The following is a 22,817-nucleotide window of genomic DNA, read 5'->3' on the forward strand; positions in this document are numbered from 1 at the left end:
CGCCGCAGCCAGATCAGGCAGGCGTCAGCCAGCCCGTCCGCGCGAGGACGAGGCGGGCAAGTTCGGTCGGCGAATGCCCGTCCGTGTCGATGATGAAATAGCCGTCTACAGCTTCGCTCGCCATGCGGCTGGCCTGACGCAAGCTGCGCTCGATCTGGGCATCGCGACCAGCCCCCTGCTCGCGTCGGTCGAGGCGCGCGAGCAGGGTCTCATTGCCGGCACGCAGGCGCACGACCGTGATCTGCGCCTCGGGGACAGCGGCGCGAATCCAGCGCTTGTCGAAATCGACATGGAGCATGACGCCCGACATCAGCAGGCGCCGGTGCCCAAGGGCGCGATAGGCGCCCCAAAGGGCGGCCAGGTTGAGCTGGCTGACATCGCGGGCGCCGAGCGCCAGCGGCGCCAGATCCTCGGCACTGGGCTTCGGGAAGACGCGATCGAGCTCGTCGGTCTCGATCGCGGCATAGGCGATGCCGGCCGCGGCCAACAGATCGCCCATTTCCCAGCACAGCGTCGATTTGCCGACACCGGCCGGACCGGTGATCAGTAGAATCTCGACCGGAGCATCGACCAAACTGGCGATCAGGCCACTTCGGCCTTCTGCTTCTGCGAGCGCTTGCGCTCGTTCGGGTCGAGGATGCCCTTGCGCAGGCGGATCGACTTCGGCGTGACCTCGACGAGCTCGTCGTCGTCGATCCAGGCCAGCGAACGCTCCAGCGTCATGCGGATCGGCGGGGTAAGCCGGACCGCCTCGTCCTTCGACGTCGTGCGGATGTTGGTGAGCTTCTTGCCCTTGAGCACGTTCACCTCGAGATCGTTCTCGCGGGTGTGCTCGCCGACGATCATGCCCTGATAGACCTTCCAACCGGGCTCGATCATCATCGGGCCGCGGTCTTCGAGGTTCCAGAGCGCGTAGGCGACGGCCTCGCCGGTCTCCATCGCGATCAGCACGCCGTTGCGACGGCCGCCGATCTCGCCCTTGTAGGGCAGGTAGTCATGGAACAGCCGGTTCATGATCGCGGTGCCGCGCGTGTCGGTCAGCAGCTCGCCCTGGTAGCCGATCAGGCCGCGGGTCGGAGCGTGGAAGACGAGCCGCAGGCGATTGCCGCCCGACGGACGCATCTCCAGCATGTCGGCCTTGCGCTCCGACATCTTCTGCACGACGACGCCGGAATGCTCCTCGTCGACGTCGATGACGACCTCTTCGATCGGCTCCAGAAGCTGGCCGTCCTCGCCGCGCTTCAGCACGACGCGGGGACGGGACACGCCGAGCTCGAAGCCCTCGCGGCGCATCGTCTCGATCAGGATGGCGAGCTGCAGTTCACCGCGGCCGGAGACGACGTAGCTGTCCTTGTCGGAAGCTTCCTCGATCTTCAGCGCGACGTTGCCCTCGGCCTCCTTGAACAGGCGGTCGCGGATGACGCGGGTCGTGACCTTGTCGCCTTCGGTGCCGGCCAGCGGGGAATCGTTGACCATGAAGGTCATCGACACCGTCGGCGGATCGATCGGCTGCGCCTTGATCGGGGTCTCGACGCTAGGGTCGCAGAAGGTGTCGGCGACGGAGCCCTTTACCAGGCCCGCGATCGAGACGATGTCGCCGGCGACGGCCTCCTCGATCGGCTGACGCTCCAACCCGCGGAAAGCGAGAATCTTCGAGATGCGACCGGTCTCGACGACCGAGCCGTCGCCCGAGAGCACCTTGACGGTCTGGTTCGGCTTGGCCGTGCCCGAAGTGACGCGGCCGGTGATGATGCGGCCGAGATAGGGGTTCGCCTCCAGCAGCGTGCCGATCATGCGGAACGGGCCTTCCTCGACGGTCGGCTCCGGCACATGCGAGAGAATGAGGTCGTACATCGGAGCGAGGCCCTGGTCCTGTGGGCCTTCCGGCGAATGGGCCATCCAGCCCTGCTTGCCCGAACCGTAGAGGATCGGGAAATCGAGCTGCTCGTCGGTGGCGTCGAGCGCGGCGAAGAGGTCGAAGACCTCGTTGATGACTTCGGTGACGCGCGCGTCGGGCTTGTCGACCTTGTTGATCGCGACGATCGGACGAAGGCCGAGCTTCAGCGCCTTGGAGACCACGAACTTGGTCTGCGGCATCGGGCCTTCGGCCGCGTCGACCAGCACGATGGCCGAGTCGACCATGTTCAGGATGCGCTCGACCTCGCCGCCGAAATCGGCGTGGCCGGGGGTGTCGACGATGTTGATGCGCGTATCCTTCCAGACGACCGAGGTCGCCTTGGCCAGGATGGTGATGCCGCGCTCCTTCTCCAGGTCGTTGGAGTCCATCACGCGCTCGATGACGCGCTGGTTGTCGCGGTAGGTGCCGGACTGCTGCAGCAGCTTGTCGACGAGGGTGGTTTTGCCGTGGTCGACGTGCGCGATGATGGCGATGTTGCGCATGGACATGCGTGAGGGCCTTGCTTTCAAGGCCACGAGCCGGTCAGGTTCGAAGCCCTGCCGGCGCAGCCCATTTCTCGTGAATCTGGAATTCGTTGCGCTGCACATAAACGCTGGAGGGCGTTTGGGCAACCGCAGACACCGTCAAAAGGTGAATGCGCCTCAGCTTTCGGCCAGCGCGAGCTGCCGTTCGGTGACGGCACGTCCGACCTGATCGATCGCGAGCCGATAGGCCGCGAGTGCCGCCGTATCGAGATCGCCCTTCGCATAATCGGCGAGAACGCGGGTCAGAATCTGGTCGGCTTCGCGGCCGAGCCGGCCCAGTTCGGCCTCGTCCTTACAGGCGCGGATCGTTGCCAGCAGCGCCAGCAGCTCGTCGAGACCGGCCATGGCCCGCCTGCGCCGATTGGCGCTCTCGCGGCCGAGCAGCGCCGCCCCGCCGGTGCCGACCGCCGAGAGCGCCATGGCGCCGATATAGAACCAGTCGCCATAGCGGTCGAAGAACGTCTCCTGCTCGCCGTCGATATAGGCGGCCGCGCCGGAATGGACCGGCAGCGGCGCGTCCTTGTCGGTGGAGGGCGTCTCCAGCGCCTGCACGGCCGGCAGCTCGGCCGCAAGCGTCAGGCGAAGCCCGAGAATCTCCTTGGTCAGCTCACCGACCAGATTGTCGTCGAGGCTCTGCGACGCGACGAGGCGGGAGGTGATCGAGATGGTCTGGAGGCTTTCCGCTGGCCGGGGCGGATCGCCGCCCAGAGCGCCGCGTACGATCTCGCCGGATTCGATGGCCCGATAATGCACCGCCAGCGCGTCGGCCTCGCGGATCGGGATCAGCACCGGGTCCTCGCCCCAGGCGGCGCGCAGGCGGCGCAAGCCGTCATTATTGGTGTGCGAGCCGATCGCATTGATCGAGAAGAAGGCGTCGATGCGCTTCTCCTTGGCCGCCTGCACCACCTCGTCCGGGGCCAGATCGACGATCTCGAGCTCTTCGGCGCGCACTTCGTATTGGGTCAGGACGCGCTTCAGCAGCGTCAGATTGCCGGCGGGGTTGCGGATGACGCCGACCTTGCGGCCGCGCAGATCCGCGATGCGGCCGATGGCGGTTTCCCTGGTCGTGATGAAGAAGGGATAGGTCCGGCGCGTGACCAGCACGGTGTCGGCGGTCGAAGGCATGGCGATGTCCGCACGCAGCATGGCGAGATCGGCCTGGCCGGCATCGATCTTCCTGGCGCTGTCCTCGGACCCTTCTGTCAGCACCAGCCGCAAGCGGATCGCAGCCTTGTCGCGATTGAGGCCCTGGACGAAGGCGGCGGCCATGCGCGCATCCTCGGAGCCAAGCGGCCCGACCGCGACGCGCAGCGTGCGCGGCTGGCTGAGGTAGTAGAACACCATGGCGGCAAGGCCGGACATGGCGAGAAGAGCCGCCAGAACCGCCAGACCGCGTCTGCCCAAGCCGAGCCGGATCAACCGTCGACCCCTTCTTCGCCTCTTCACCATGGCTTCCTTCGCCATCATGTCGCAAGTACGGCATGCGCCGACGACCAAGCCATGTTAAAGGCCCGGCCATGTCGATCGCTCCACCTTTCCTGGTCAAGATCTGCGGGCTCTCCACCCCCGAGACGCTGCGCGCGGCCCTCGATGGCGGCGCGGACATGATCGGCCTCGTGTTCCATCCAAGGAGCCCGCGTTTCATCACGCTGGAGCGGGCCGTCCAACTCGCAGCGATCGCGCGCGGCAAGGCCGAGATCGTCGCGCTGACCGTCGACTGGACCGAGAAGCAGACGACCGAGCTGGTCGAAGCCCTGAACCCGGATTGGCTGCAGCTCCACGGCCGCGAGACGCCGGAGCAGACCGCCGCGCTGCGCCGCGCCTCCGGCCGGCGGGTGGTGAAGGCGCTGGGCGTCGCCGAAGCCGGGGACCTCGCCGCCATTGCCGCCTATCGCGACGTGGCCGACCGCATCCTGCTCGATGCAAAGCCGCCGAAGGATGCCGCCTTCCCCGGCGGACACGGCCGGCCCTTCGACTGGACGGTGCTCGCCGACCTCGACCCCGGCTTGCCCTTCATGCTAGGGGGCGGGCTCGATCCGGCGAATGTCGCGGAGGCGATCCGCGTGAACCGCCCTGCGGGCGTCGACGTATCATCCGGCGTCGAAAGCGCTGTGGGCGTCAAGGACCCGGCCCGGATCGTGGAATTCATCGCGGCGGCCCGCAAGGCCGCGGCGGCAGTGCAGGAAGGCTTGACGGCATGAACGCCCCCTCGACCCCGAACAGCTACCGCAACGGTCCGGACGAGAACGGCCGCTTCGGCCTGTTCGGCGGCCGCTTCGTCGCGGAGACGCTGATGCCGCTGATCCTCGAACTGGAGGAGGCCTACAAGGCCGCCAAGGCCGACCCGGCCTATCACGCCGAAATGACCAGCGGGCTGAAGCATTATGTCGGCCGGCCCTCGCCGCTCTATTTCGCCGAGCGCCTGACCGAGCATTTCGCGGGGGCGAAGGTCTATCTGAAGCGCGAGGAGCTGAACCACACCGGCTCCCACAAGGTGAACAACGTGCTCGGCCAGATCCTGCTGGCGCGGCGCATGGGTAAGAAGCGGATCATCGCCGAGACCGGCGCCGGCCAGCACGGCGTCGCGACCGCAACGCTCTGCGCCCGCTATGGCCTCGAATGCATCGTCTATATGGGCGCGGTCGACGTCGCCCGGCAGGCGCCCAACGTCTTCCGCATGCAGATGCTCGGCGCCACCGTCGTCCCCGTCGAGTCCGGCACCAAGACGCTCAAGGATGCGATGAACGAGGCGCTGCGCGACTGGGTGACCAATGTCGCGACGACGTTCTACTGCATCGGCACGGTCGCCGGGCCGCATCCCTATCCGGCGATGGTCCGGGATTTCCAGTCGATCATCGGCAAGGAGACCCGCGAGCAGATGCAGGAGGCCGAAGGCCGCCTGCCGGATTCGCTGATCGCCTGCATCGGCGGCGGCTCCAACGCGATGGGGCTGTTCCATCCCTTCCTCGACGACGCAAGCGTCGAGATCTACGGCGTCGAGGCTGCCGGCCACGGCATCCCGAGCGGGCTGCACGCCGCCTCGCTCTCCGGCGGACGCCCCGGCGTGCTGCACGGCAACCGCACCTTCCTGCTGATGGACGATGACGGGCAGATCAAGGATGCCCACTCGATCTCGGCCGGGCTCGACTATCCCGGCATCGGGCCGGAGCATTCCTGGCTGCACGATGTCGGCCGGGTGAAATACCTCTCCGCCACCGACGAGGAGGCGCTGGAGGCGTTCCAGCTCATCTCGCGGCTGGAAGGCATCATCCCAGCGCTGGAATCCGCGCATGCGCTCGCCCGCGTCGCCGAGCTCGCCCCGCAGAAGCCGAAGGACCATCTGATGGTCGTCAACCTCTCCGGCCGAGGCGACAAGGACATCCCGCAGGTGGCTGAGATCCTGGCGGCGCGCTAGCTGCCTCCGGGACTCGCCCAAAGTTTTACGCGGTCGCCTCTCGGCCCTCGTTACGTCAACAGCAACCATGGGTTGCTTCGGCGCAACCGCGCCGGCGCTGTTGCGTGGAGCGGGGCCGGCGCCTTGGGGGGCAGCGGTAACGACAGCCTTTCGAGCGTGCCCGGGCCGGCGCCTGCCGGACTGCCCGTCGAACTCGCATTTCTGACGCGTCATGGCATTGCGCCCGCGGCGCTCACGCACGCAGCCGAGCGCGCCGGCCGCCATCGGACCGACCCGGTCCGCGAAGCGATCGCGCTGGGCGTGCTGGACGAGGCCACCTTCTACCGGGCGTTCGCGGCCGAGATGGATCTGCCATTCCACTCCGTCTGCCCACCGGTACAGCCAGGCGGCAGATATGACGCGATCCTGCGGCAGGGCATCGTGCCCACACAGGAAGTGGCGCCGCTTCGCTTCGTGCTCGCCCCCGAAGGGCCAGCACTGCGCCGGATGATCGAGGCCGGTCCACAGCGCCGCGATATAGCGGTGACGACGCCGCGCCGCTTCGCCGAGGCGCTGCGCCGTTCGAACGCCACTGAGCTGGCCCGCCATGCTGCCAGTCTCGACGAGACCGGCCTTGCCCGCGACAGCGCGCGCTCCGGCGCCAGCCGGGGGCAAATGATCGCAGCTATCACCAGCCTCGCGGCTGCCGCGATCGGCAGCGTCCTCGCCCCGCTCGAAACCTTCTTCGCGCTCGCCCTGCTGCTCGGCCCGCTCTTCCTCGGCCTCATCCTGCTGCGTCTGGCTACGGCCATCGAGCGCTCGGCCCCCGATCTCTGGCAGAGCCATCGCTGGCGCATCGACGATGCGCGCCTGCCCGTCTACACCGTCGCCGTGCCGATGTACCGCGAGGAGGCGGTCCTGCGCCAGCTGACGAATGCGCTCTGCGCCCTCGACTATCCGCCGGCCAAGCTCGACATCCGCCTGCTGATCGAGGCCGACGACGCGGGCATGCGGACGGCACTGGCGAAGATGGCGCTGCCGGCGCATTTCACCGTGACGATCGTGCCGCCCGGCGCGCCGCGCACCAAGCCGCGCGCGCTCAATCTCGCCCTGCTCGAGGCGCGCGGCTCGTTGTTCACCATCTTCGACGCCGAGGATATTCCCGATCCGCAGCAACTGCGCATGGCGGCGGCGCGCTTTCTCGGCGGGCCGCCGGAGCTCGCCTGCCTGCAGGCACGGCTCGTGATCGACCATGCCGCGGAAGGGACGCTCCCCGGGCTCTTCGCGCTCGAATATGCCGGGCTTTTCGAGGTCCTGAACCCGGGACTGCTGCTGTTCCAGCTGCCGATCATGCTCGGCGGCACGTCGAACCATTTCCGCACCGAGACGCTGCGCAAGCTCGGCGGCTGGGACGCCTGGAACGTGACGGAGGATGCCGATCTGGGCCTGCGGCTGGTGCGCGCCGGCTATCGCATCGGCGACCTGCCGTCGAACACGCGCGAGGAGGCTCCCGTCACCATCCCGGCCTGGCTCAAGCAGCGCTCGCGCTGGATCAAGGGCTATATCCAAACGCTGGTTACGCATTCGCGGGCGCCGCTGAGCCTKCTGCGCGAAGCCGGTCTCGCCGCGACATTCGCGTTCCTGTCGCTGACTTTCGGCACGGTCGCGACGGCGCTGGGCTATCCCGCCTTCGCCATCGCGGCGCTGCTCGCCTGCTGGGACGGCTCGCTGTTCCAACCGGTCGGCACGCTCGCCACCCTGACATCGACCATCGCGCTCGCGGTCTGGCTTCTCGGCAGCATCGCGCTCTTTGTGCCGCCGGCCGTCGGCGCCTTGCGCCGGGGCTCGCCCGGGCTGCTCCTGCTCTTGCCCCTGCTACCGCTCTACTATGCGCTGGTCTCGGTCGCGGCCTGGATGGCTCTCTACGAGTATTTCACGCGGCGTTTCGCCTGGAACAAGACGGAGCACGGGCTGGCGCGACAGCGCGCACCGGTCGAGGCGGCTAAGAGTGGCGCAGCCATTCCGCTGCGGCCTGCGCCGGAGTCTGCTCGATATTGAAGGCGCCGATGAAGCTGCCATCCTTCCCCATCAGATAGACCAGCGCGGTGTGGTCCATCGTGTAGTCGCCATCCTTGAGGGGCACCTTCTTGGCATAGGCGCGATAGGCCTTGATCGCGGCGTCGATCGCCGGCCGGTCGCCGCTCAGGCCGATGATGCGGGAATCGAAGGAGCCGAGATAGCTCTTCATCGTCTCCGGCGTGTCGCGCTCGGGATCGACGGTGATGAACAGCGCCTTCAGCTTCCTGGCCTTGTCGCCCTCACCAGCGGCGCGCAACGCCTCGGAAATCTCGAAGAGCTTGGTCGGGCAGATATCCGGGCAATGGGTGAAGCCGAAGAAGACCAGGAAGGGCGAGCCCTTCAGGTCCGTATCGGAGAGCAGCTTGCCGTCCTGCGTCGTCAACGTGAAGGGACCGCCGACGCTCGCCGTGCCGCTACCGCCACCCTGACGGCCCGGGGCGAAAGTGATGATGGCGGCGGCGGCCAGCGCGAGTGCGCCCGCAAGGAAGACGACGAGAGGCAGGACGATACGGCGATTCACGGAGAGCTTCCCGGAAGGGCGGCAGACAGGCCGCTACGTTGTAGGTTTTTGATCGTGTATCGGCGTTTCCGAAAACCGGTTCCCACTTTTCGGGCCGATACTTAGAAACAAGCGACGATGGCGGCGATGAGCCCGTCGGTGAAGAGCCGGTCTCCCTCGCGCCACCACAGCAACAGGCCGGCGAGCAGCAGGCCGAAGAAGCCGCCGCCGAGCAACAAAAGCCCTGTGCGGCTCGAAGAGCCCGCTTCGGCTTGCGCTGTCGGATCCACCTGCACCATGGGCACACCCTATCGCCGGCGCGCGCCGTCCGGAAGCGGGCGGCGTGACGCAGGGGCTCACGATGCGGCGATGCGAGCGGCTAGACCGCCCGCTGCGTGCTTGCGCTCTACTTCACCGGGAAGGTGAGCGGGGAGTAGTCCGTCACCGGCCGCTTCGCCCAGTCGTTCTGCGGCGCCGCGGCCTCGGTCCGCTTCTGCGCCTCGTGCAGGCGCAGCGCCGCGGCGGGATAATCCATCGTCAGCACCGTGCCGTCGCGCACCACAAGCTTGCCATCGACATAGACGCGGTCGACGGCGCGCTCGGCAGCGGCATAGACCAGGCTGCGCACGGGATCGCGGCGCGGCTGCATCATCGGATGGGCGAGATCGACCATCACGAGGTCGGCCTTGCAGCCCGCCTCCAGCCGGCCGATGTCGTCGCGGCCGAGCGCGGCGGCGCCGGCCGTTGTCGCGGCCTCGAAAATGTCAGTCGTGGTCAGGGTGCGCGGGTTCTCCGCCATCAGCCGGGCGACATAGCCGGCGTGGCGCATCTCCTCGAGCATGTTGTGCGGATAGGTGTCGGTGCCCAGGCCGATCCTGACGCCGGCACGGCGATAGCGCCCGAAATCGTCGAGCGCGATGCCGCGGCGCATGAACACGGTCGGGCAGTGGGCGACCGTCGTGCCGGTCTCCGCCAGCAGCGCAAGATCGCGCCGGCTATGCCAGGCGACGCGCGGGTAGTCGTCGAGGAAGATGCCGTGGCCGACGATGCTGGTGTCGCCGAGGACACCGAGCTTTTCCAGCCACTGGATCGGCGAGACGCCGTGGCGGCGGGTGATCTCGTGGAACTCGACCGTCGACTGCGCGGCGTGGATCTGCCAGCGCAGGCCGCGGCGCCCGGCCTCGGCATGGCTGTCCTTGATCAGCCCCTCGCTGCAGGTGTCGATCTGGGCCGGGCAGACCATGCCGAACAGGCGGCCGGAAGGATGCGACTGCGCCTTCTCGATGACGTCGAACGCCGTTGCCATGGCTTCGGCGCCGGCCTTCTCGTCCCACTCATATTCGACGATATAGCCGTTCTTGGTGTACCAGCGGGCCGAGCGGAACATCGGGGACAGGCAGACGCGCAACCCGCTATCGGCGGCAAGATCGAGCCAGCCGGGATGGGCGACCGAGAGATCGGCTACGGTGGTGACGCCGGATAGCAGCAGCTCGGAATAGGCGACCTGCACGCAGTCGGGCACCGCCTCGGCATCCGGCCGCAGGATCGGCATGAACTCGTAGAGCGAGGAATTATACAGCGCGGGCGAACCGAGCTCGTCGAGGAAGCCCTTGTTCAGCGCCTCGCTGGAGGGGTGCGAGTGGATGTTGACGAGGCCGGGCATGACCATGCGGCCGCTTCCGTCGACGGTCTCGTCGGCCTGCCCTTCATAGCGCGGGCCCACATAGCGCAGGGTGCCCTCCTCGAAGGCGACGTCGGCACCGTGCAGGTAGACATGCCGGGAGGCTTCCGCATCCCAGGCGACAACGACTTCGGCGTTCTTGATGACCGTGATCGTCATGACATTTCCTCCCTAGCGACCAGACATAGAAAAAGCGCCGCGCGGTTCTCACCGCGCGGCGCCGAAGACGCTCAGCGCTTCAGCTTGATGTCGAGGCCCTTGTAGAGGCCGGCGCCGTAGATGCCGTGGGCGCGGACGCCCTCGACACGGTCGCCCGCGACCACCCAGAGCGGCTGCGAGGCCAGCGGCACCCAGACATTCGCCTCGGTGAGCTGGGTCTGGACCGCGCCGATCGCCTGCTTGCGCTTGTCGGCATCGACGGCGGTCGCCGCAGCCTTGAGCAGCTCGTCGGTCTTCGGGTCCTTCCAGTTCATCCGGTTCGGCGTCGGCACCTGCCGGCTGGCGAAATAGAGGTTCAGCGCCTCGGTTGCCGTCACATAGGGGTAGGCCATGTAGAAGGCGTCGAATTCCTGCGTCGCGAGCTTGCCCCAGGCGACGGTGGCGTCCCAGAGCTGGATCTTGAGGTCGATGCCGACCTTGCGCAGGTCGGCCTGCATCGCCTCGGAGATGCGCGGGTTCACGTCGTTGCGGATGCCGTAGACGATGAAGGTCGCCTTCTGGCCGTCCTTCTCGCGGATGCCGTCGGAACCCGGCTTCCAGCCGGCCGCTTCCAGCAGCTTGATGGCGCCGGCGGCGTCATGCTTCGGCATCTTGCCGGCGGAATCCTTGTCGTAGTCGAGCACGGCCGGGTTCAGCAGCGAGGGCAGCGCCGTGCCCTTGCCGAAGAAGATCGCCTTGGCGATCGCCTGCTTGTCGACCGCCATGTTCACGGCCTCGCGGATCGCCGGATCCTTCGAGACGGGCTTGTCGACCTTGAAGCCCATGAAGATGTCGTAGATGTAGTTTTCCTGGCGCTGCACCGTCATGCCCGGGATGCGCTGCATCGTGTCGAGCGCGATATAGGGCATGTAATAGGTCACGTCGGCCTGCTTGGCCTGGATCGCGGCCATCAGCGTGTTCGACTCAGGGATGACCTTCCAGACGATCTCGTCGACCTGCGGCTTCGGGTCCTTGTAGATCGACGGACCCCAGTTGTAGTGCGGGTTCTTCTTGATGACGAGTTCCTGGCGCGGGGTCCATTTCGACCAGCAATAGGGGCCGGTGGCGTTGAAGCCCTGCACGCCGAAATTCTGGCCGAGCTTCTCGACCGTGTTTTTGTCAACCACCGAGGCGAATGACAGCGCCATCTGGAACAGCAGATCGCTATAGGGCTCCTTCAGCTCGTAGATCAGCGTGGAATCGCCCTCGGCGCGGATATCCTTGACCGGGCCACCGCGGAAGGAGACCGGCGACTTGTTGGCCGGGTCGGTCCAGCGCTTCAGCGAATAGACGACGTCGTCGATCGTCATCGGCCGGCCGTCGCAGAACTTGACGTCGTTGCGCAGCTTGAAGGTGTAGGTCGTACCATCAGGCGAGACCGTCCAGCTGTTCGCGAGGCCGGGCTTGATCGTCTTCATGTCGAAGTCGACCGTCACCAGCGTGTCGGCCAGCATGTAGAGCACCTCGGCGGCGGCCGTCGCGGTGGTGCGGATCGGGTCGTAGTTGTCGGCGTCGATGACGCGCAGGATCGAGAGCGGCGCCTTCTGCTGCGCCACGGCCGGCGCAGCGGCAAGTGTCGCGGCGGCGGCGCCGGCGAGAAGCAGAGTGGATAGTTTCATCATCGAGCAGGTCCCCTTTTTGACGCTTCTTGGTTGATGTCGGCTGCTATTTCCGCAGCTTGGGATCGAGGGCGTCCCGCAGCGCATCGCCGAGGACGTTGAAGGCGAGCACGACCGCAAAGATCGCGAGGCTCGGCAGGACCGAGACATGCGGCGCGAAGAACAGGAAGTTGCGGCCGTCGGCGGCCATGGCGCCGAGCTCGGCGGTCGGCGGCTGGGCTCCGAGCCCGAGGAAGGAGAGGGCGGCGCCGAGCAGGATGACCTGGCCGAAGCGCAGGGTGACGAAAACGAACATCGCCGACAGGCAGTTCGGCAGCACGTAGCGCAGGATGATGCGCAGATCGCTCAGGCCGAGCGAGCGGGCCGCCTCGATATAGCCCTGCTGCAGCACCACCAGCGCCGAGCCGCGCACGACGCGGGCCATCAGCGGCACGGTCGCGATCGAGAGCGCGATGATGACCGCCGTCAGACCGGGGCCGAAGATCGCCGCGATGGCGAGGCCGAACAGGATGGCCGGGAAGGACAGGAGCACGTCCATCAAGCGCATCAGGAGGCCGGACAGCTTCGGGTAATAGGCCGCCGCGAAGCCTATGACGCCGCCGATGATGCAGCCGAAGGCGACGGAAGCCACGCCCATGAGCAGCGTCGTCCGCAGGCCGTAGAGCAGACGGGTGATCATGTCGCGGCCCTGGCCATCGGTGCCGAGCAGGCCGGCTTCGCCCGGCGGCTTCAGCGTGTTGGCGAGGTCGTTGCCATAGGGGTCGGTCGGCGCGAGCCAGGGCGCGAACACAGCGCCGAGGATGGCGAGAACGACGAGCGCGAGCGCGATGCAGGCGCCGACATCGGAGAGCAGCATCCTGAGCACCGTCTTGCGGCGGACGGGCGTGGCGGCAGCGACGCTGACGGCGGCTTCCACCGCGCTGGCGCCGGGCTGGAGCGGGCTGATAGCGGAACTCATCAGGCGCCCCTCACTCTCGGATCGAGCACGGCATAGAGAACGTCCACCGTGAGATTGACCAGGATGAAGCCGAGCGAGAGCACGATGATCGTGCCCTGCGCCATCGGCAGATCGCTCGACAGGATGGCGCCGACCGCGAGCCGGCCGATGCCGGGCCAGCTGAACACCGTCTCCGTGACGACGGCGCCACCGAGCAGGAAGCCGATCTGCAGGCCGATCAGGGTGACGACCGGCACTAGCGCGTTGCGCAGCGTGTGTCTGACCAGGACGACGACCTCGGCCAACCCCTTGGCGCGGGCGGTGCGGACATGGTCGGCGCCAAGCTCGTCGAGCACGGAAGTCCGAGTCATGCGGGCGACCGGGCCGACGAAGACGCCGCCGAGCGTGATGGCCGGCAGGATGACGCCCTGGATGCCTTCCCAGGTCCAGAGCGGGCCGGTACGGCCGGTGAAGGGCAGGATCGGATACTTGAAGCCGAAGAGCCAGATCAGGCCGAGGCCGAGAAAGAAAACCGGCAGCGAAACGCCGGCAACCGAGACCGCCATGATCGCGCGGTCGAGCAGCGAGCCGCGGAAATAGGCGCCGGCCGTGCCCAGCAGCATGCCGAGTGGGATGGCCCAGATCAGCGAGGCGAACATCAGCTCCAGCGTCGGCCCGATGGTGTTGCCGAGCTCCTGCACGACGGGGACGTTGTTGATGATGGAGACGCCGAGATCGCCCTGAGCGAGGCGGCCGATATAGATCAGGAACTGCTTCCAGAGCGGCTGGTTCAGCCCGAGTTCCTGGCGAATGGCCTCGACCACGTCCTGGGTCGCGGTCGGGCCGGCGCGGACCTGCGCCGGATCGGTCGGCACCACCTGCATCAGCAGGAAGCCGATCAGCAGCACGCCGAGCAGAACCGGCAGGACGAGCAGCAGCCTTTGCAGCGTGTGCCGCAGCATGAAGACGCCTCCCTTATTGCGCGGCGGCTGCGAGCTGGCCGTGACGATCGAACACGACCTCACCACCGAGCAGGGTCAGGTCGCAGCGAACCTCGTTCTCGACCGCTTCGACCGGGACCGCGAAAATATCGTGCGAGAGCACGGCGATATCGGCGAGTTGGCCCGGCACCAGCCGGCCGAGCTTCTCCTCGGCGAACTGGGTGTAGGCGCCGAGCGCCGTATAGGCATGCACCGCCTCTTCCATGCTCAGCCGCTCGGCGCCGCCGATCTCGGTATGGCGCTTGGTCTGGCGAGTGACCATCGTGAAAAGGTTCTTGAACGGGTCGGTGGCGCAGACCGGGGCGTCAGAGCTCGCCGCGGCATGGAGGCCGGCATCGAGCCATTTGCGCATGGGGTAGGAGGCATCGGCGCGGCTCTGGCCGAGATTGATCACGTAGAGATCGCCGAACTCGTAGATGAAGGCCGGCTGCGGCACGGGATCGATGCCGGCGGCGGCCATGCGCGCGAGCTGCCCGTCGGTCAGGAAGCCGCAATGCTCGATGCGATGGCGGCGCCCGCGGATCGGATGCTCGGCGCTGTCGGCCTTCTCGATGCCGGACAGCACCTGCTCGATCGCGGCATCGCCGATCGCATGGATGGCGAGCTGGTAGCCGAGCTTGTGATAATGCGCGAGATAGCCGTGCATATCCTTGTCGGAATAAATGAAGATGCCGCGGTTCTCGGGATCGCCGACCAGATAGGCCTCGCTCATCGCCGCCGTCAGGCCGCCGGCGCTGCCGTCCCCGAAGACCTTCATCGCGCCGTAGCGCAGCAGGCCGGTCTCGCGGCCGAAGCGGTAGCCGGCGGCGTGGGCCTCGTCGCCGATGCCGTCGGAATTGCCGTAAATGCAGACCCAGGTGCGCACCGGAAGCGTGCCGGCGCGGGCGACCTCCTCATAGGCCTCGATCTCGGCCATGCCGGCGAGCATGCCGACGCCGGCATCCATCACGCTGGTGAAGCCCTGCGACAGCATATAGTGCCCGGCCTTCTCGATCGCGGCCTTCAATTCGGCAGCGCTCGGCCGCGGCATCGCCTCGACGATCAGGCGCATCGCGCTTTCGGCCAGCAGGCCCGTCAACTTGTTGTCGCGACGCTCGATCAGGCCGCCGTCGGGGCTGGGCGTGTTGTGGCCAATGCCCGCCGCCGCCATGGCGCGGCTGTTGACGACGCCCACATGGCCGCAGGTGCGCTTGATGTAGACGGGATTGTCCGGCGCGACGCGATCCAGTTCCTCAGCCGTGGGATGGCGCCCCTCGGCGAGCTCGTTGTGATCATAGCCGCGGCCGGTGACCCATTCGCCGGGCTTCCTGCCCTTGGCGGCAACCGCGACGCGGCGCAGGATTTCGTCGATGCTGTTGACGCCTTCCTCGGGGCGCAGATTGACCTCGCTCATGGCGAGGCCAAGCGGCAGCAGGTGCATATGCGCATCGTTGAGGCCGGGGATGGCGATGCGGCCGGCGAGATCGACGATTTTCGTTCCGGCGCCCTGGAGCGCGGCGATCTCGGCGGCCGAACCCGCGGCCAGCACCTTGCCGTCTCCGATCGCCAATGCCTCGGCGAAGCCTTCCGCCAAGCCGCAGAAGATGCGGCCATTCAACAAAACGGTCTCGGCTTGCGTCATTGACCCTGCTTACCCCTGCTTTCGCTGTTGAATTCTCGTCGCAGGCATTGGCGAGTGCCTAGTATTCGGACAAGCATCTACCGTCGCGCGGAACGAAAGCTCGCCTCCGCGCGGCCCTGTCGGACAGGACTGGATTTTTTATCTGAACGGTGCGCTTTGATCGCGAAAACTAATCCACTTCGCCTGTTCCCCAAGACACTATTTTCTTATTGGCTTCCGTGCAGCATTGCTCAGAATATTGAGCAAGGCAAGGGCTGCCGCGCAGGCGCCTCTTGGATCATGCGCAGAAATGAAAAAGGCGCTGAGAATGGGGACGGAGGACGGCCATGAGCTTTGATGTCGGCGGCAGGTTGAAGGAAATCAGGCTCACCGCGGGACTTTCCCAGCGCGAACTCGCCGCGCGCTCCGGCGTGACGCATAGCCTGATCTCGCTGATCGAGCAGAATCGGAACAGTCCGTCGGTCGCTTCGCTCCGCAAGATTCTCGACGGCATTCCCATGAGCATGGTGAATTTTTTTGACGAAGACAGAACCCCCAAGGACAAGGTGTTCTTCGAGGCGCCCGACCTGCTCGACCTGACGTCCCGCCTGCACCAGGTCAATGGCGGCGAAAGCCAGGGGCAGATGTCCTTCCGCCAGGTCGGCGATGCCCAGGCGCACAACCTGCAGATCCTGCACGAATCCTACGAGCCGGGCGCCGACACCGGGATCGCGATGCTGAAGCACGATTCCCACGAAGGCGGGGTCGTCCTTTCCGGCGAACTCGAAGTCACGGTCGGCGACCAGATCAAGGTGCTGACCCCGGGCGACGCCTATCTCTTCGACAGCCGCATCCCGCATCGTTTCCGCAATATCGGGACGAACCGCTGCATCGTCGTCAGCGCCTGCACCCCGCCCTATCTCTAGGCGCGAGCCCGCATTGCTGCGCGGCTCCCGCTCCCGTAGGGGCCATCCGAACCTTAGAATCTATTTAAAGTATTGATTTTATTGATTTTCTTTCCCTGATACCCTAAGCTGGAGCGATCTTCCCAGGGGTCGCGATGTCCGTCCGTTCCAGTTCCGCACGATTGCCTTCCGCAAGCCTGGAGCTGTTCTCGCGCAATCTCTCGCTCTCCGCCGGCTCGTTCTTCATCCATGAGGGCGAGCGCGTCACGGGGCCGATGCGACCGGGGCTGAAGGTTGCCGTGATGCTGGAGGGTCGGCAGGCACTTGAGCTGGACGACCGCCCGGCCGTGGTGCTCGACGGCCCGGCGGTCCTCGTCGCCGCGAATGGCGGCGATCACGTGCAGCAGCGCACCGGGCTAGCCGATGGCGAGCTGCGCTATGCGCTGATGCAGTTCGATTTCGACTTCGTCGCGCGCGAATTCGGCGAGGCCGTCGCGAAGGCTGCACGGCAGGCCTGCGCCGGCGATGCCGGGTTCTGGGTGCGCCCTGCGGATGCGCCGGTCCGCGCCCTGGCGCTCCAGATGGCCGACTGCCCGGTGGGCGAAGCCCTGCGTCCGCTCTATCTCGCCGGCAAGGCGCTCGAACTCGGCGCGCTGGTGCTGGACCGCATGCTCGGCGAGCGGCCGCCGCGCCCCGCACGACTCAATCCACGCCTGCGCGAGCAGGTCCATACCGTGCGCGACCTGCTGCTCGAAGCGGTTCAGGAGCCGCCGAGCCTGGCGGAGCTCGCACGATTGAGCGGCCTCAACCCGACCAAGCTCACGGCCGCCTTCCGGGCCGAGTTCGGCACCAGCGTCTTCGAATATCTGCAGGAGCACAGGCTCCAGCAGGCCTATGCCATGATCGCGAGCGGCGAGGCGAACGTCGCCGTCGCCGCTTTCCGCGTCGGCTACAGCCCCGCTCATTTTTCCGGGCTTTTCCGGAAGCGGTTCGGTATCGCGCCCAGCGCCCTGCGCTGAGCAGACGCGATGCGCCGGAGCTGCTTTTCCTGCTTGGATGCGTTCGAAACGCGACCGAAAGAAATACTGCCGCGATCGAAAGTCAGCTGCGTTGCCGGTATGGCCGGCTTCCTGAAAGAACCCCGGTATGGGGCGCAACTGGCGCCCGGGGCAGGAATATGGGCATGACCGGGATCATCATCGGCAATCGCGCGGCGAGACGGGCCGGCGTCGCAGTGGCGGCCATCGTCGCCGGCTGGTCGGGCGCAGCCTTCGGGCAGAGCGGCGCGCCGACACAGAACGGCAACGCAATCAGCCTCGACACCATCCAGGTTCAGGGCGAGCAGGCCGGCGGCCCGGTGAACGGCTATGTCGCCCGGCGCAGCGACACCGCCACCAAGACCGATACGCCGCTGATCGAGACCCCGCAGTCCGTCACCGTGGTCACGCGCCAGCAGATGGACGACCAGAGCGCGCAGAGCGTCGGCCAGGCCCTGCGCTACACCGCCAGCGTGCTCGCCGAGACCCGCCTGTCCTCGGGTCGCTACGACAGCGCCTTCATCCGCGGCTTCGGCGGCAGCGGCGGTGGCGCCGGCTTCATCAACAATCTCGACGGGCTGCGCTACCAGCGCGGCGTCAACTTCCTCGTGCCGGCCTACGAGCCCTGGGGGCTGGAGCGGGTCGAGGTTCTGCGCGGGCCTTCCTCGGTGGTCTTCGGGCAGGTCAAGCCCGGCGGCATCGTCAACATGGTCAGCAAGAAGCCGAAGGAGGAGGCCCATGGCGAGGTCCAACTCCAGTTCGGCAGCTATGAACGGGCGCAGATGGCCTTCGATTTCGGCGGCCCCGTCACCCCCGACAAGACCTGGACCTATCGCGTCGTCGGCTTGGGCCGCGCCGCCGACACCCAGGTCGACTACACTCGCGAGGAACGCATCTTCATCGCGCCCTCGCTGACCTACCGGCCGAACGGGGCGACCTCCTTCACGCTGCTGACCTCGTTCCAGCGCGACCCCGAAACCGGGTTCTACGGCTTCATCCCGGCCGTCGGCACCGTGCTGCCGAGCCGCGCCGGCCGCATCCGCAGCGAGTTCTTCCCGGGTGAGCCGCGTTTCGAGGGCTATAGCCGCAACCAGCTCAACGCCGGCTACGAGTTCGAGCACCGCTTCAACGACGTCTTCACCTTCCGCCAGAATGTCCGGCTCTCCGACCTCGAATCGCGGTTCCGGACCGTCGCGGTCGCGAGCATCGCCGCCGACCAGAAGACGCTGAACCGCCGTGTCACCGTGTCGAACGAGAATGCCCGGACCGCCGGCATCGACAACCAGCTCCAGGCCGATTTCCGCACGGGACCGCTGACCCACAAGCTGCTCTTCGGCGTCGACGGCTACTGGATGGACGGCTCGGCCCGCACCGGAGCGGGCGGCACCGTGCAGACGCTCGACTTCACCAACCCGGTCTACGGACGCGTGCCCTTCGCGCTGCCGGCCACGCCGCTGACCAAGCAGACGACCGAGCAGTACGGCGTCTACCTTCAGGACCAGATCAAGCTCGACCGGCTCTCCCTGCTGGTCGGCGGCCGGTTCGACCGGGCCGAAGCGCGCACCCGCGCCGTCAACACGGGCGTCCTGACGAAGCAGGACGATACGGCCCGCACCGGCCGCGTCGCGCTGATGTATAATTTCGACAATGGCTTCGCGCCCTATGCGAGCTATTCGACCTCCTTCGAGCCGGTGGCCGGCACCACCTTCGGCGGCCAGGCCTTCAAGCCGACCGAAGGCGAGCAGTACGAGGCCGGCTTCAAATACGAGCCCACCGGCTGGAACGCCTCCTTCCAGGCCGCGGTCTATCAGCTCACCCAGACCAACGTCGCCACCACCGACCCGAACAATGTCGGCTTCCAGATCCAGACCGGCGAGGTTCGCGCCCGCGGCGTCGAGGTCGAGGCACGCGCCACGCTGTTCGACAATTTCGACCTCGTGGCCGCCTATGCCTATACCGATGCCGAGGTGACCAGGAGCAACGGCGTCGACCTGGGCAAGCGCCCGACGGTGGTGCCGCGCCACATGGCCTCGCTCTGGGCGCTCTACAACTTCAAGACCGGGCCTCTGGCCGGCCTCGGCTTCGGCGGCGGCGTGCGCTATGTCGGCGAAGGCGCCGGTGATCCCGGCAACACCTTCTTCACCCCCGACTACACGCTGTTCGATGCGATGATCAGCTATGATTTCGGCGCCTTGAACCCGTCGATGAAGGCCTGGAAGCTGCAGGTGAACGCCCAGAACCTCTTCGACAAGGAGTACATCGCCGGCTGCTACGCCGCCGTGCAGTGCTCCTTCGGCCTGCGCCGCACCGTCCTGGCGACGCTGTCCTATCGCTGGTGAGGTCGAGCGTGCAGCAGCCGAACGGATCAGATGCGGAGCTTCAGCCGGTCATGCTGCCGCAGGCTTGGCAGCGTGACTTCGAGGCCCCGGACGGATCGCGCTATCGGCTGCTGATCTCGATACCTGCCGGCCCCGCCCCGCCGACCGGCTTTCCGGCGATGGTACTTGTCGACGGCCATGCTCTGTTCGCGACGGCCCTGGCCGCCGCAAACCTGCAGGCGCTGAGGCCGGAAGCGACGGGGGTGAGCCCCGCCGTGATCATCGGCATCGGCTATCCCGGCGGGCAGCCCTTCGATGCGGAGCGCCGCCAGCGCGACCTGCTGCCCGTGCCTGATGGCGCCGACCGGTTCCTCGACATGATTGCGGGCGAAATCCTTCCCCTCGTCGAGCGCCTCGCCCCGCTCGACCGGGCCCGGCGCACGCTGGTCGGCCATTCCTATGGCGGGCTGTTCGCGCTCCATGCCTGCTTCAACAGGCCCGGTCTCTTCGAAGCCCATGTCGCCGGCAGCCCGTCGATCTGGTGGCAGGATCGCGCGATCCTGGCGAGCGAGGAGGCCTTCCGCTTCGACACGCCCCGCGCCGGACGGCTCTTGATGACAGTAGGCGGTCTGGAGCAAGGGCCGGGGCTCGCCGTGGGCGCGCAGCGAGCCGAGCGACTGGCGCGAGCCCGCATGCGCGACAACGCCGCGGAGATGGCCGAGCGCCTCAGAGCCTCCGGGCGGGTGGCCTGCGAGTTCGTGGAATTCCCGGGCGAGAACCACGTCTCGGTGATCCCGGCGATGCTGTCGCGGGCCGTGGCCTTCGCGTTGACCGGGACGGCACAGGGCAAGGTCACAGCCGCATGACGATCGACAGGCGAGCACTGCTTCTGGCCGCTCTGGCCCTGCCGGTTCTGTCCGCAAGGGCGAGCGAACCGGTCACGGCGACCGATGTGCTCGGCCGCACCGTCAGGCTGGCTGCGCCGGCAAGGCGCATCGTGCTGGCGCAAGGCCGGCAGCTCAATGCGCTCGGCCTGCTCCACCCCGATCCGGTCAGCCTTCTCGCCGGCTGGGGCAACGATCTCGAACGCCAGAACGCAGATGCGCTCGCCCGCTACCGGGCGCGGTTTCCGGCGATCGACGCGCTTCCCATCGTCGGAGACGGGGGAACGGCGAACGGTTTCTCGCTGGAGCGGGCGATCGCGCTCGGGCCGGATCTCGTCGTACTCAGCCGCTCGCTCGCCGGCACCCGCCGCGGTCCGGGCGATCTCGTCGAGAAGCTGGAGGGCGCGGGCATTCCGGTCGTGGTCGTCGACTTCTTCCTGGAGCCGCTGCGCGACACCGTGCCGAGCCTGCGGGCGCTCGGACGGCTCATCAGCCGCGAGGAACAGGCGGACAAGCTGATCGCGTTCTACGAGGAGCGGATGCAGCGCGTCGCGAGCCGCGTTGCAGGCACAACCCGGCCCTCCGTCTTCATCCACGCCCATGCCGGCGGCTACGATTGCTGCATGACGGCCGGCCAGGGCACCTTCAACGAATTCGTCCATGCCGCGGGCGGCCGCAACATCGCCGCCGCGATGCTGCCGGGCGCAACCGGGCAGATCGGGCTGGAGCAGCTCATCAGCGCCGACCCCGACGTCTATGTCGCGACCGGCGGCACACATCTGGCGAAGCTCGGCGGGCTGGTGCTCGGCCTCGGCATTGGCGAAGCCGATGCGAAAGCGAGCTTCGCCAAGCTGCTCGCGACACCATCTCTGTCGACGCTCACGGCTATCGAGAAGCGGCGCGCCTTCGGCTTCTGGCATCTCTTCAACGACACGCCGCTGCATGTCGTCGCCATCGAGGCGCTGGCGAAATGGCTCCATCCCGAGCGTTTTCGCGACATCGACCCGGCCGCTACGCTTGCGGAGGGCGCACGCTTCTCGGCCATCCCGCTCGACGGGACGCTGTGGATCGCTGCCCCGGCAGCCGGCAAACCCTGACGGAGATCATCATGCTGGCTACTTCGACCCGGATCGCATTGGCCGATCCGGAAAGCGTCCTGAGGCCGCTCTGCGCGCATCTCGTCGAGCATGAGGCCGTGATCAGCGAACAGGAGGGCGCGACGGTGATCCTGCTCGATGCCAGCCGGGCGCGCATCGGCCTCTCGGCCGCTGCGCTCGACGTCACGGTCGAGGCACCGGATGTGGCGGCGCTGCAGGAGATGAAGCGCGCGATCGCCAGCCATGTCATCGAATTCGCCCCGAAGGGCGACGCGCCGGAAATGCGCTGGGTAGGAGACGGCACGGGTCCGGCGCTGCCGGCCGATTTCCGGGTGCTGACCGTGACCGACGTCGAGACGATCACGCCGCATATGCGCCGCATCCGCCTCCGCGGCGAGAATCTCGCCCGCTTCGACAAGATCGATGCGCTGCATGTGCGCCTGTTCATCCCGCCCGAGGGCGTGACGGCGCCGAGCTGGCCCATGGTCGGCGATGACGGTCTCCTTATGCAGCCGTCCACACAAGCACGCCCGATCGTCCGGAAGTACACGATCCGCGAGATCGACCCGGCAGCCGGCACGCTGGCGGTCGACTTCGTCCTGCACGAGGATGCCGGTCCCGGTTCGGCCTTCGCCATGCGGGCCAAGACGGGCGATCTGGTCGGGATGGGCGGGCCCGGCGGGCGCGGCCTCAAGACCGCCGAGCGCTACGTCTTCCTTGCCGACGAGACAGGGCTTCCGGCGGCGGCGCGCATGCTGGAGAACCTGCCCGCCGAGGCGATGGGGCAAGCCTTCTTCGAAGTCGCCAATGCCGGCGAGGAGCAGCCGCTGCGCCATCCGGCGGGCATTGCCGTGACCTGGTTGCATCGCGGCGACGCTGCACCCGGCAGCCTGCCGCTATTGCAGGAGGCTTTCGCGGCGCTCGACTGGCCGGCGGAAGGGCCGGCCACCTATCTCTGGGCCGCGATGGAGCACGGCGGTTTCCGGGAGATCCGGGCGGCGGCGCGCGGCAAGCTGCGGCCGGAGCGCGACCAGCATCTCGTCGTCAGCTATTGGCGCAACGGCGCGACCGACGAGGAACATGTCGCCGCCAAGAAGGCGGAGGCAGCCAAGGCCTGAGCCTGGCC

Annotated in this window: 19 protein-coding genes; 9 read left to right on the forward strand and 10 right to left on the reverse strand. The window is 67.3% G+C overall.

All coding sequences use genetic code 11. From position 1 onward, the window contains the following. Positions 1-13 precede the first annotated feature (13 nt). The 3 genes from AC1DVA_RS06060 to AC1DVA_RS06070 all read right to left on the reverse strand — a co-directional run bounded on the left by AC1DVA_RS06060 (position 14) and on the right by AC1DVA_RS06070 (position 3,804). A complete protein-coding gene (locus tag AC1DVA_RS06060) occupies positions 14-574 on the reverse strand; it encodes an ATP-binding protein (protein WP_476805350.1) in 561 nt (186 codons plus the stop codon). Positions 575-582: 8 nt separating this feature from the next. After that, positions 583-2,406 (reverse strand): translational GTPase TypA, encoded by a 1,824-nt coding sequence (gene typA, locus AC1DVA_RS06065; protein ID WP_476805351.1) that lies wholly within the window; start codon positions 2,404-2,406, stop codon positions 583-585. Between the two features lie 153 nt (positions 2,407-2,559). Next, a complete protein-coding gene (locus AC1DVA_RS06070; RefSeq protein ID WP_476805352.1) occupies positions 2,560-3,804 on the reverse strand; it encodes a TAXI family TRAP transporter solute-binding subunit in 1,245 nt (414 codons plus the stop codon). A 155-nt stretch (positions 3,805-3,959) separates the two neighbouring features. Here AC1DVA_RS06070 and AC1DVA_RS06075 point away from each other — a divergent pair, with 155 nt between their 5' ends. The 3 genes from AC1DVA_RS06075 (at position 3,960) to AC1DVA_RS06085 (ending at position 7,894) form a co-directional block, all read left to right on the forward strand. Next, a complete protein-coding gene (locus AC1DVA_RS06075; RefSeq protein WP_476805353.1) occupies positions 3,960-4,643 on the forward strand; it encodes a phosphoribosylanthranilate isomerase in 684 nt (227 codons plus the stop codon). Beyond that, positions 4,640-5,857, forward strand: a complete 1,218-nt coding sequence (gene trpB / locus AC1DVA_RS06080; RefSeq protein WP_265051148.1) for a tryptophan synthase subunit beta — start codon at positions 4,640-4,642, stop codon at positions 5,855-5,857. Before AC1DVA_RS06075 ends, trpB begins: the two co-directional genes overlap by 4 nt. 123 nt (positions 5,858-5,980) lie before the next feature. Then, on the forward strand, positions 5,981-7,894 hold the full coding sequence (locus AC1DVA_RS06085) for a glycosyltransferase family 2 protein (RefSeq protein WP_476805354.1): 1,914 nt from the start codon (positions 5,981-5,983) through the stop codon (positions 7,892-7,894). Here the strand turns inward: AC1DVA_RS06085 and AC1DVA_RS06090 are convergent. The 7 genes from AC1DVA_RS06090 to AC1DVA_RS06120 form a co-directional block, all read right to left on the reverse strand. Then, on the reverse strand, positions 7,839-8,435 hold the full coding sequence (locus AC1DVA_RS06090; RefSeq protein WP_476805355.1) for an SCO family protein: 597 nt from the start codon (positions 8,433-8,435) through the stop codon (positions 7,839-7,841). The two genes, AC1DVA_RS06085 and AC1DVA_RS06090, sit on opposite strands and share 56 nt — an antisense overlap. Positions 8,436-8,536: 101 nt before the next feature. Then, on the reverse strand, positions 8,537-8,713 hold the full coding sequence (locus AC1DVA_RS06095; RefSeq protein ID WP_265051146.1) for a hypothetical protein: 177 nt from the start codon (positions 8,711-8,713) through the stop codon (positions 8,537-8,539). A gap of 107 nt (positions 8,714-8,820) precedes the next feature. Then, positions 8,821-10,254 carry an amidohydrolase family protein gene (locus AC1DVA_RS06100; RefSeq protein WP_476805356.1) on the reverse strand — a complete coding sequence of 478 codons (1,434 nt, stop codon included), beginning with the start codon at positions 10,252-10,254 and terminating at the stop codon, positions 8,821-8,823. Between the two features lie 71 nt (positions 10,255-10,325). Next, positions 10,326-11,912: an ABC transporter substrate-binding protein gene (locus AC1DVA_RS06105; RefSeq protein ID WP_476805357.1), complete on the reverse strand. Its 1,587-nt coding sequence runs from the start codon at positions 11,910-11,912 to the stop codon at positions 10,326-10,328. A gap of 46 nt (positions 11,913-11,958) precedes the next feature. Next, positions 11,959-12,870, reverse strand: coding sequence for an ABC transporter permease (locus AC1DVA_RS06110; RefSeq protein WP_265051143.1), 912 nt, complete (start codon positions 12,868-12,870; stop codon positions 11,959-11,961). After that, on the reverse strand, positions 12,870-13,811 hold the full coding sequence (locus tag AC1DVA_RS06115) for an ABC transporter permease (RefSeq protein ID WP_476805358.1): 942 nt from the start codon (positions 13,809-13,811) through the stop codon (positions 12,870-12,872). The genes AC1DVA_RS06110 and AC1DVA_RS06115 overlap by 1 nt, the downstream gene beginning before the upstream one ends. 13 nt (positions 13,812-13,824) lie before the next feature. Next, positions 13,825-15,471 (reverse strand): amidohydrolase, encoded by a 1,647-nt coding sequence (locus AC1DVA_RS06120; RefSeq protein WP_476805359.1) that lies wholly within the window; start codon positions 15,469-15,471, stop codon positions 13,825-13,827. A gap of 326 nt (positions 15,472-15,797) precedes the next feature. On the opposite strand from AC1DVA_RS06120, the gene AC1DVA_RS06125 reads away from it, so the two are divergent. From AC1DVA_RS06125 to AC1DVA_RS06150, 6 genes are all read left to right on the forward strand, one after another. Continuing rightward, the gene (locus AC1DVA_RS06125; protein WP_265051140.1) at positions 15,798-16,376 is read left to right on the forward strand and encodes a cupin domain-containing protein; all 579 of its coding nucleotides are present in this window, start codon (positions 15,798-15,800) and stop codon (positions 16,374-16,376) included. Positions 16,377-16,510: 134 nt separating this feature from the next. Next, complete coding sequence (locus tag AC1DVA_RS06130; protein WP_265051139.1) at positions 16,511-17,374, forward strand: helix-turn-helix transcriptional regulator; 864 nt, start codon at positions 16,511-16,513, stop codon at positions 17,372-17,374. 164 nt (positions 17,375-17,538) lie between these two features. Beyond that, the gene (locus AC1DVA_RS06135) at positions 17,539-19,731 is read left to right on the forward strand and encodes a TonB-dependent siderophore receptor (RefSeq protein ID WP_476805360.1); all 2,193 of its coding nucleotides are present in this window, start codon (positions 17,539-17,541) and stop codon (positions 19,729-19,731) included. Between the two features lie 50 nt (positions 19,732-19,781). Next, entirely contained in the window at positions 19,782-20,576 is a 795-nt protein-coding gene (locus AC1DVA_RS06140; protein WP_476805361.1) for an alpha/beta hydrolase, read from the forward strand. Next, positions 20,573-21,691, forward strand: a complete 1,119-nt coding sequence (locus AC1DVA_RS06145; protein ID WP_476805362.1) for an ABC transporter substrate-binding protein — start codon at positions 20,573-20,575, stop codon at positions 21,689-21,691. The genes AC1DVA_RS06140 and AC1DVA_RS06145 overlap by 4 nt, the downstream gene beginning before the upstream one ends. A gap of 11 nt (positions 21,692-21,702) precedes the next feature. Next, positions 21,703-22,809, forward strand: coding sequence for a DUF2218 domain-containing protein (locus AC1DVA_RS06150; protein WP_476805363.1), 1,107 nt, complete (start codon positions 21,703-21,705; stop codon positions 22,807-22,809). The last annotated feature ends 8 nt before the right edge of the window (positions 22,810-22,817 follow it).

Source organism: Allobosea sp. P4_C6 (assembly GCF_056402015.1).

Coding starts and splice junctions, on each gene's coding strand:
- AC1DVA_RS06140 (WP_476805361.1), top strand. CDS start 19,782: ATGCTGCCGCAGGCTTGGCAGCGTGACTTCGAGGCCCCGGACGGATCG.
- AC1DVA_RS06150 (WP_476805363.1), top strand. CDS start 21,703: ATGCTGGCTACTTCGACCCGGATCGCATTGGCCGATCCGGAAAGCGTC.
- AC1DVA_RS06145 (WP_476805362.1), top strand. CDS start 20,573: ATGACGATCGACAGGCGAGCACTGCTTCTGGCCGCTCTGGCCCTGCCG.
- AC1DVA_RS06100 (WP_476805356.1), bottom strand. CDS start 10,254: ATGACGATCACGGTCATCAAGAACGCCGAAGTCGTTGTCGCCTGGGAT.
- AC1DVA_RS06120 (WP_476805359.1), bottom strand. CDS start 15,471: ATGACGCAAGCCGAGACCGTTTTGTTGAATGGCCGCATCTTCTGCGGC.
- AC1DVA_RS06095 (WP_265051146.1), bottom strand. CDS start 8,713: ATGGTGCAGGTGGATCCGACAGCGCAAGCCGAAGCGGGCTCTTCGAGC.
- typA (WP_476805351.1), bottom strand. CDS start 2,406: ATGTCCATGCGCAACATCGCCATCATCGCGCACGTCGACCACGGCAAA.
- AC1DVA_RS06125 (WP_265051140.1), top strand. CDS start 15,798: ATGAGCTTTGATGTCGGCGGCAGGTTGAAGGAAATCAGGCTCACCGCG.
- AC1DVA_RS06110 (WP_265051143.1), bottom strand. CDS start 12,870: ATGAGTTCCGCTATCAGCCCGCTCCAGCCCGGCGCCAGCGCGGTGGAA.
- AC1DVA_RS06105 (WP_476805357.1), bottom strand. CDS start 11,912: ATGAAACTATCCACTCTGCTTCTCGCCGGCGCCGCCGCCGCGACACTT.
- AC1DVA_RS06115 (WP_476805358.1), bottom strand. CDS start 13,811: ATGCTGCGGCACACGCTGCAAAGGCTGCTGCTCGTCCTGCCGGTTCTG.
- AC1DVA_RS06135 (WP_476805360.1), top strand. CDS start 17,539: ATGACCGGGATCATCATCGGCAATCGCGCGGCGAGACGGGCCGGCGTC.
- AC1DVA_RS06075 (WP_476805353.1), top strand. CDS start 3,960: ATGTCGATCGCTCCACCTTTCCTGGTCAAGATCTGCGGGCTCTCCACC.
- AC1DVA_RS06070 (WP_476805352.1), bottom strand. CDS start 3,804: ATGTCCGGCCTTGCCGCCATGGTGTTCTACTACCTCAGCCAGCCGCGC.
- trpB (WP_265051148.1), top strand. CDS start 4,640: ATGAACGCCCCCTCGACCCCGAACAGCTACCGCAACGGTCCGGACGAG.
- AC1DVA_RS06130 (WP_265051139.1), top strand. CDS start 16,511: ATGTCCGTCCGTTCCAGTTCCGCACGATTGCCTTCCGCAAGCCTGGAG.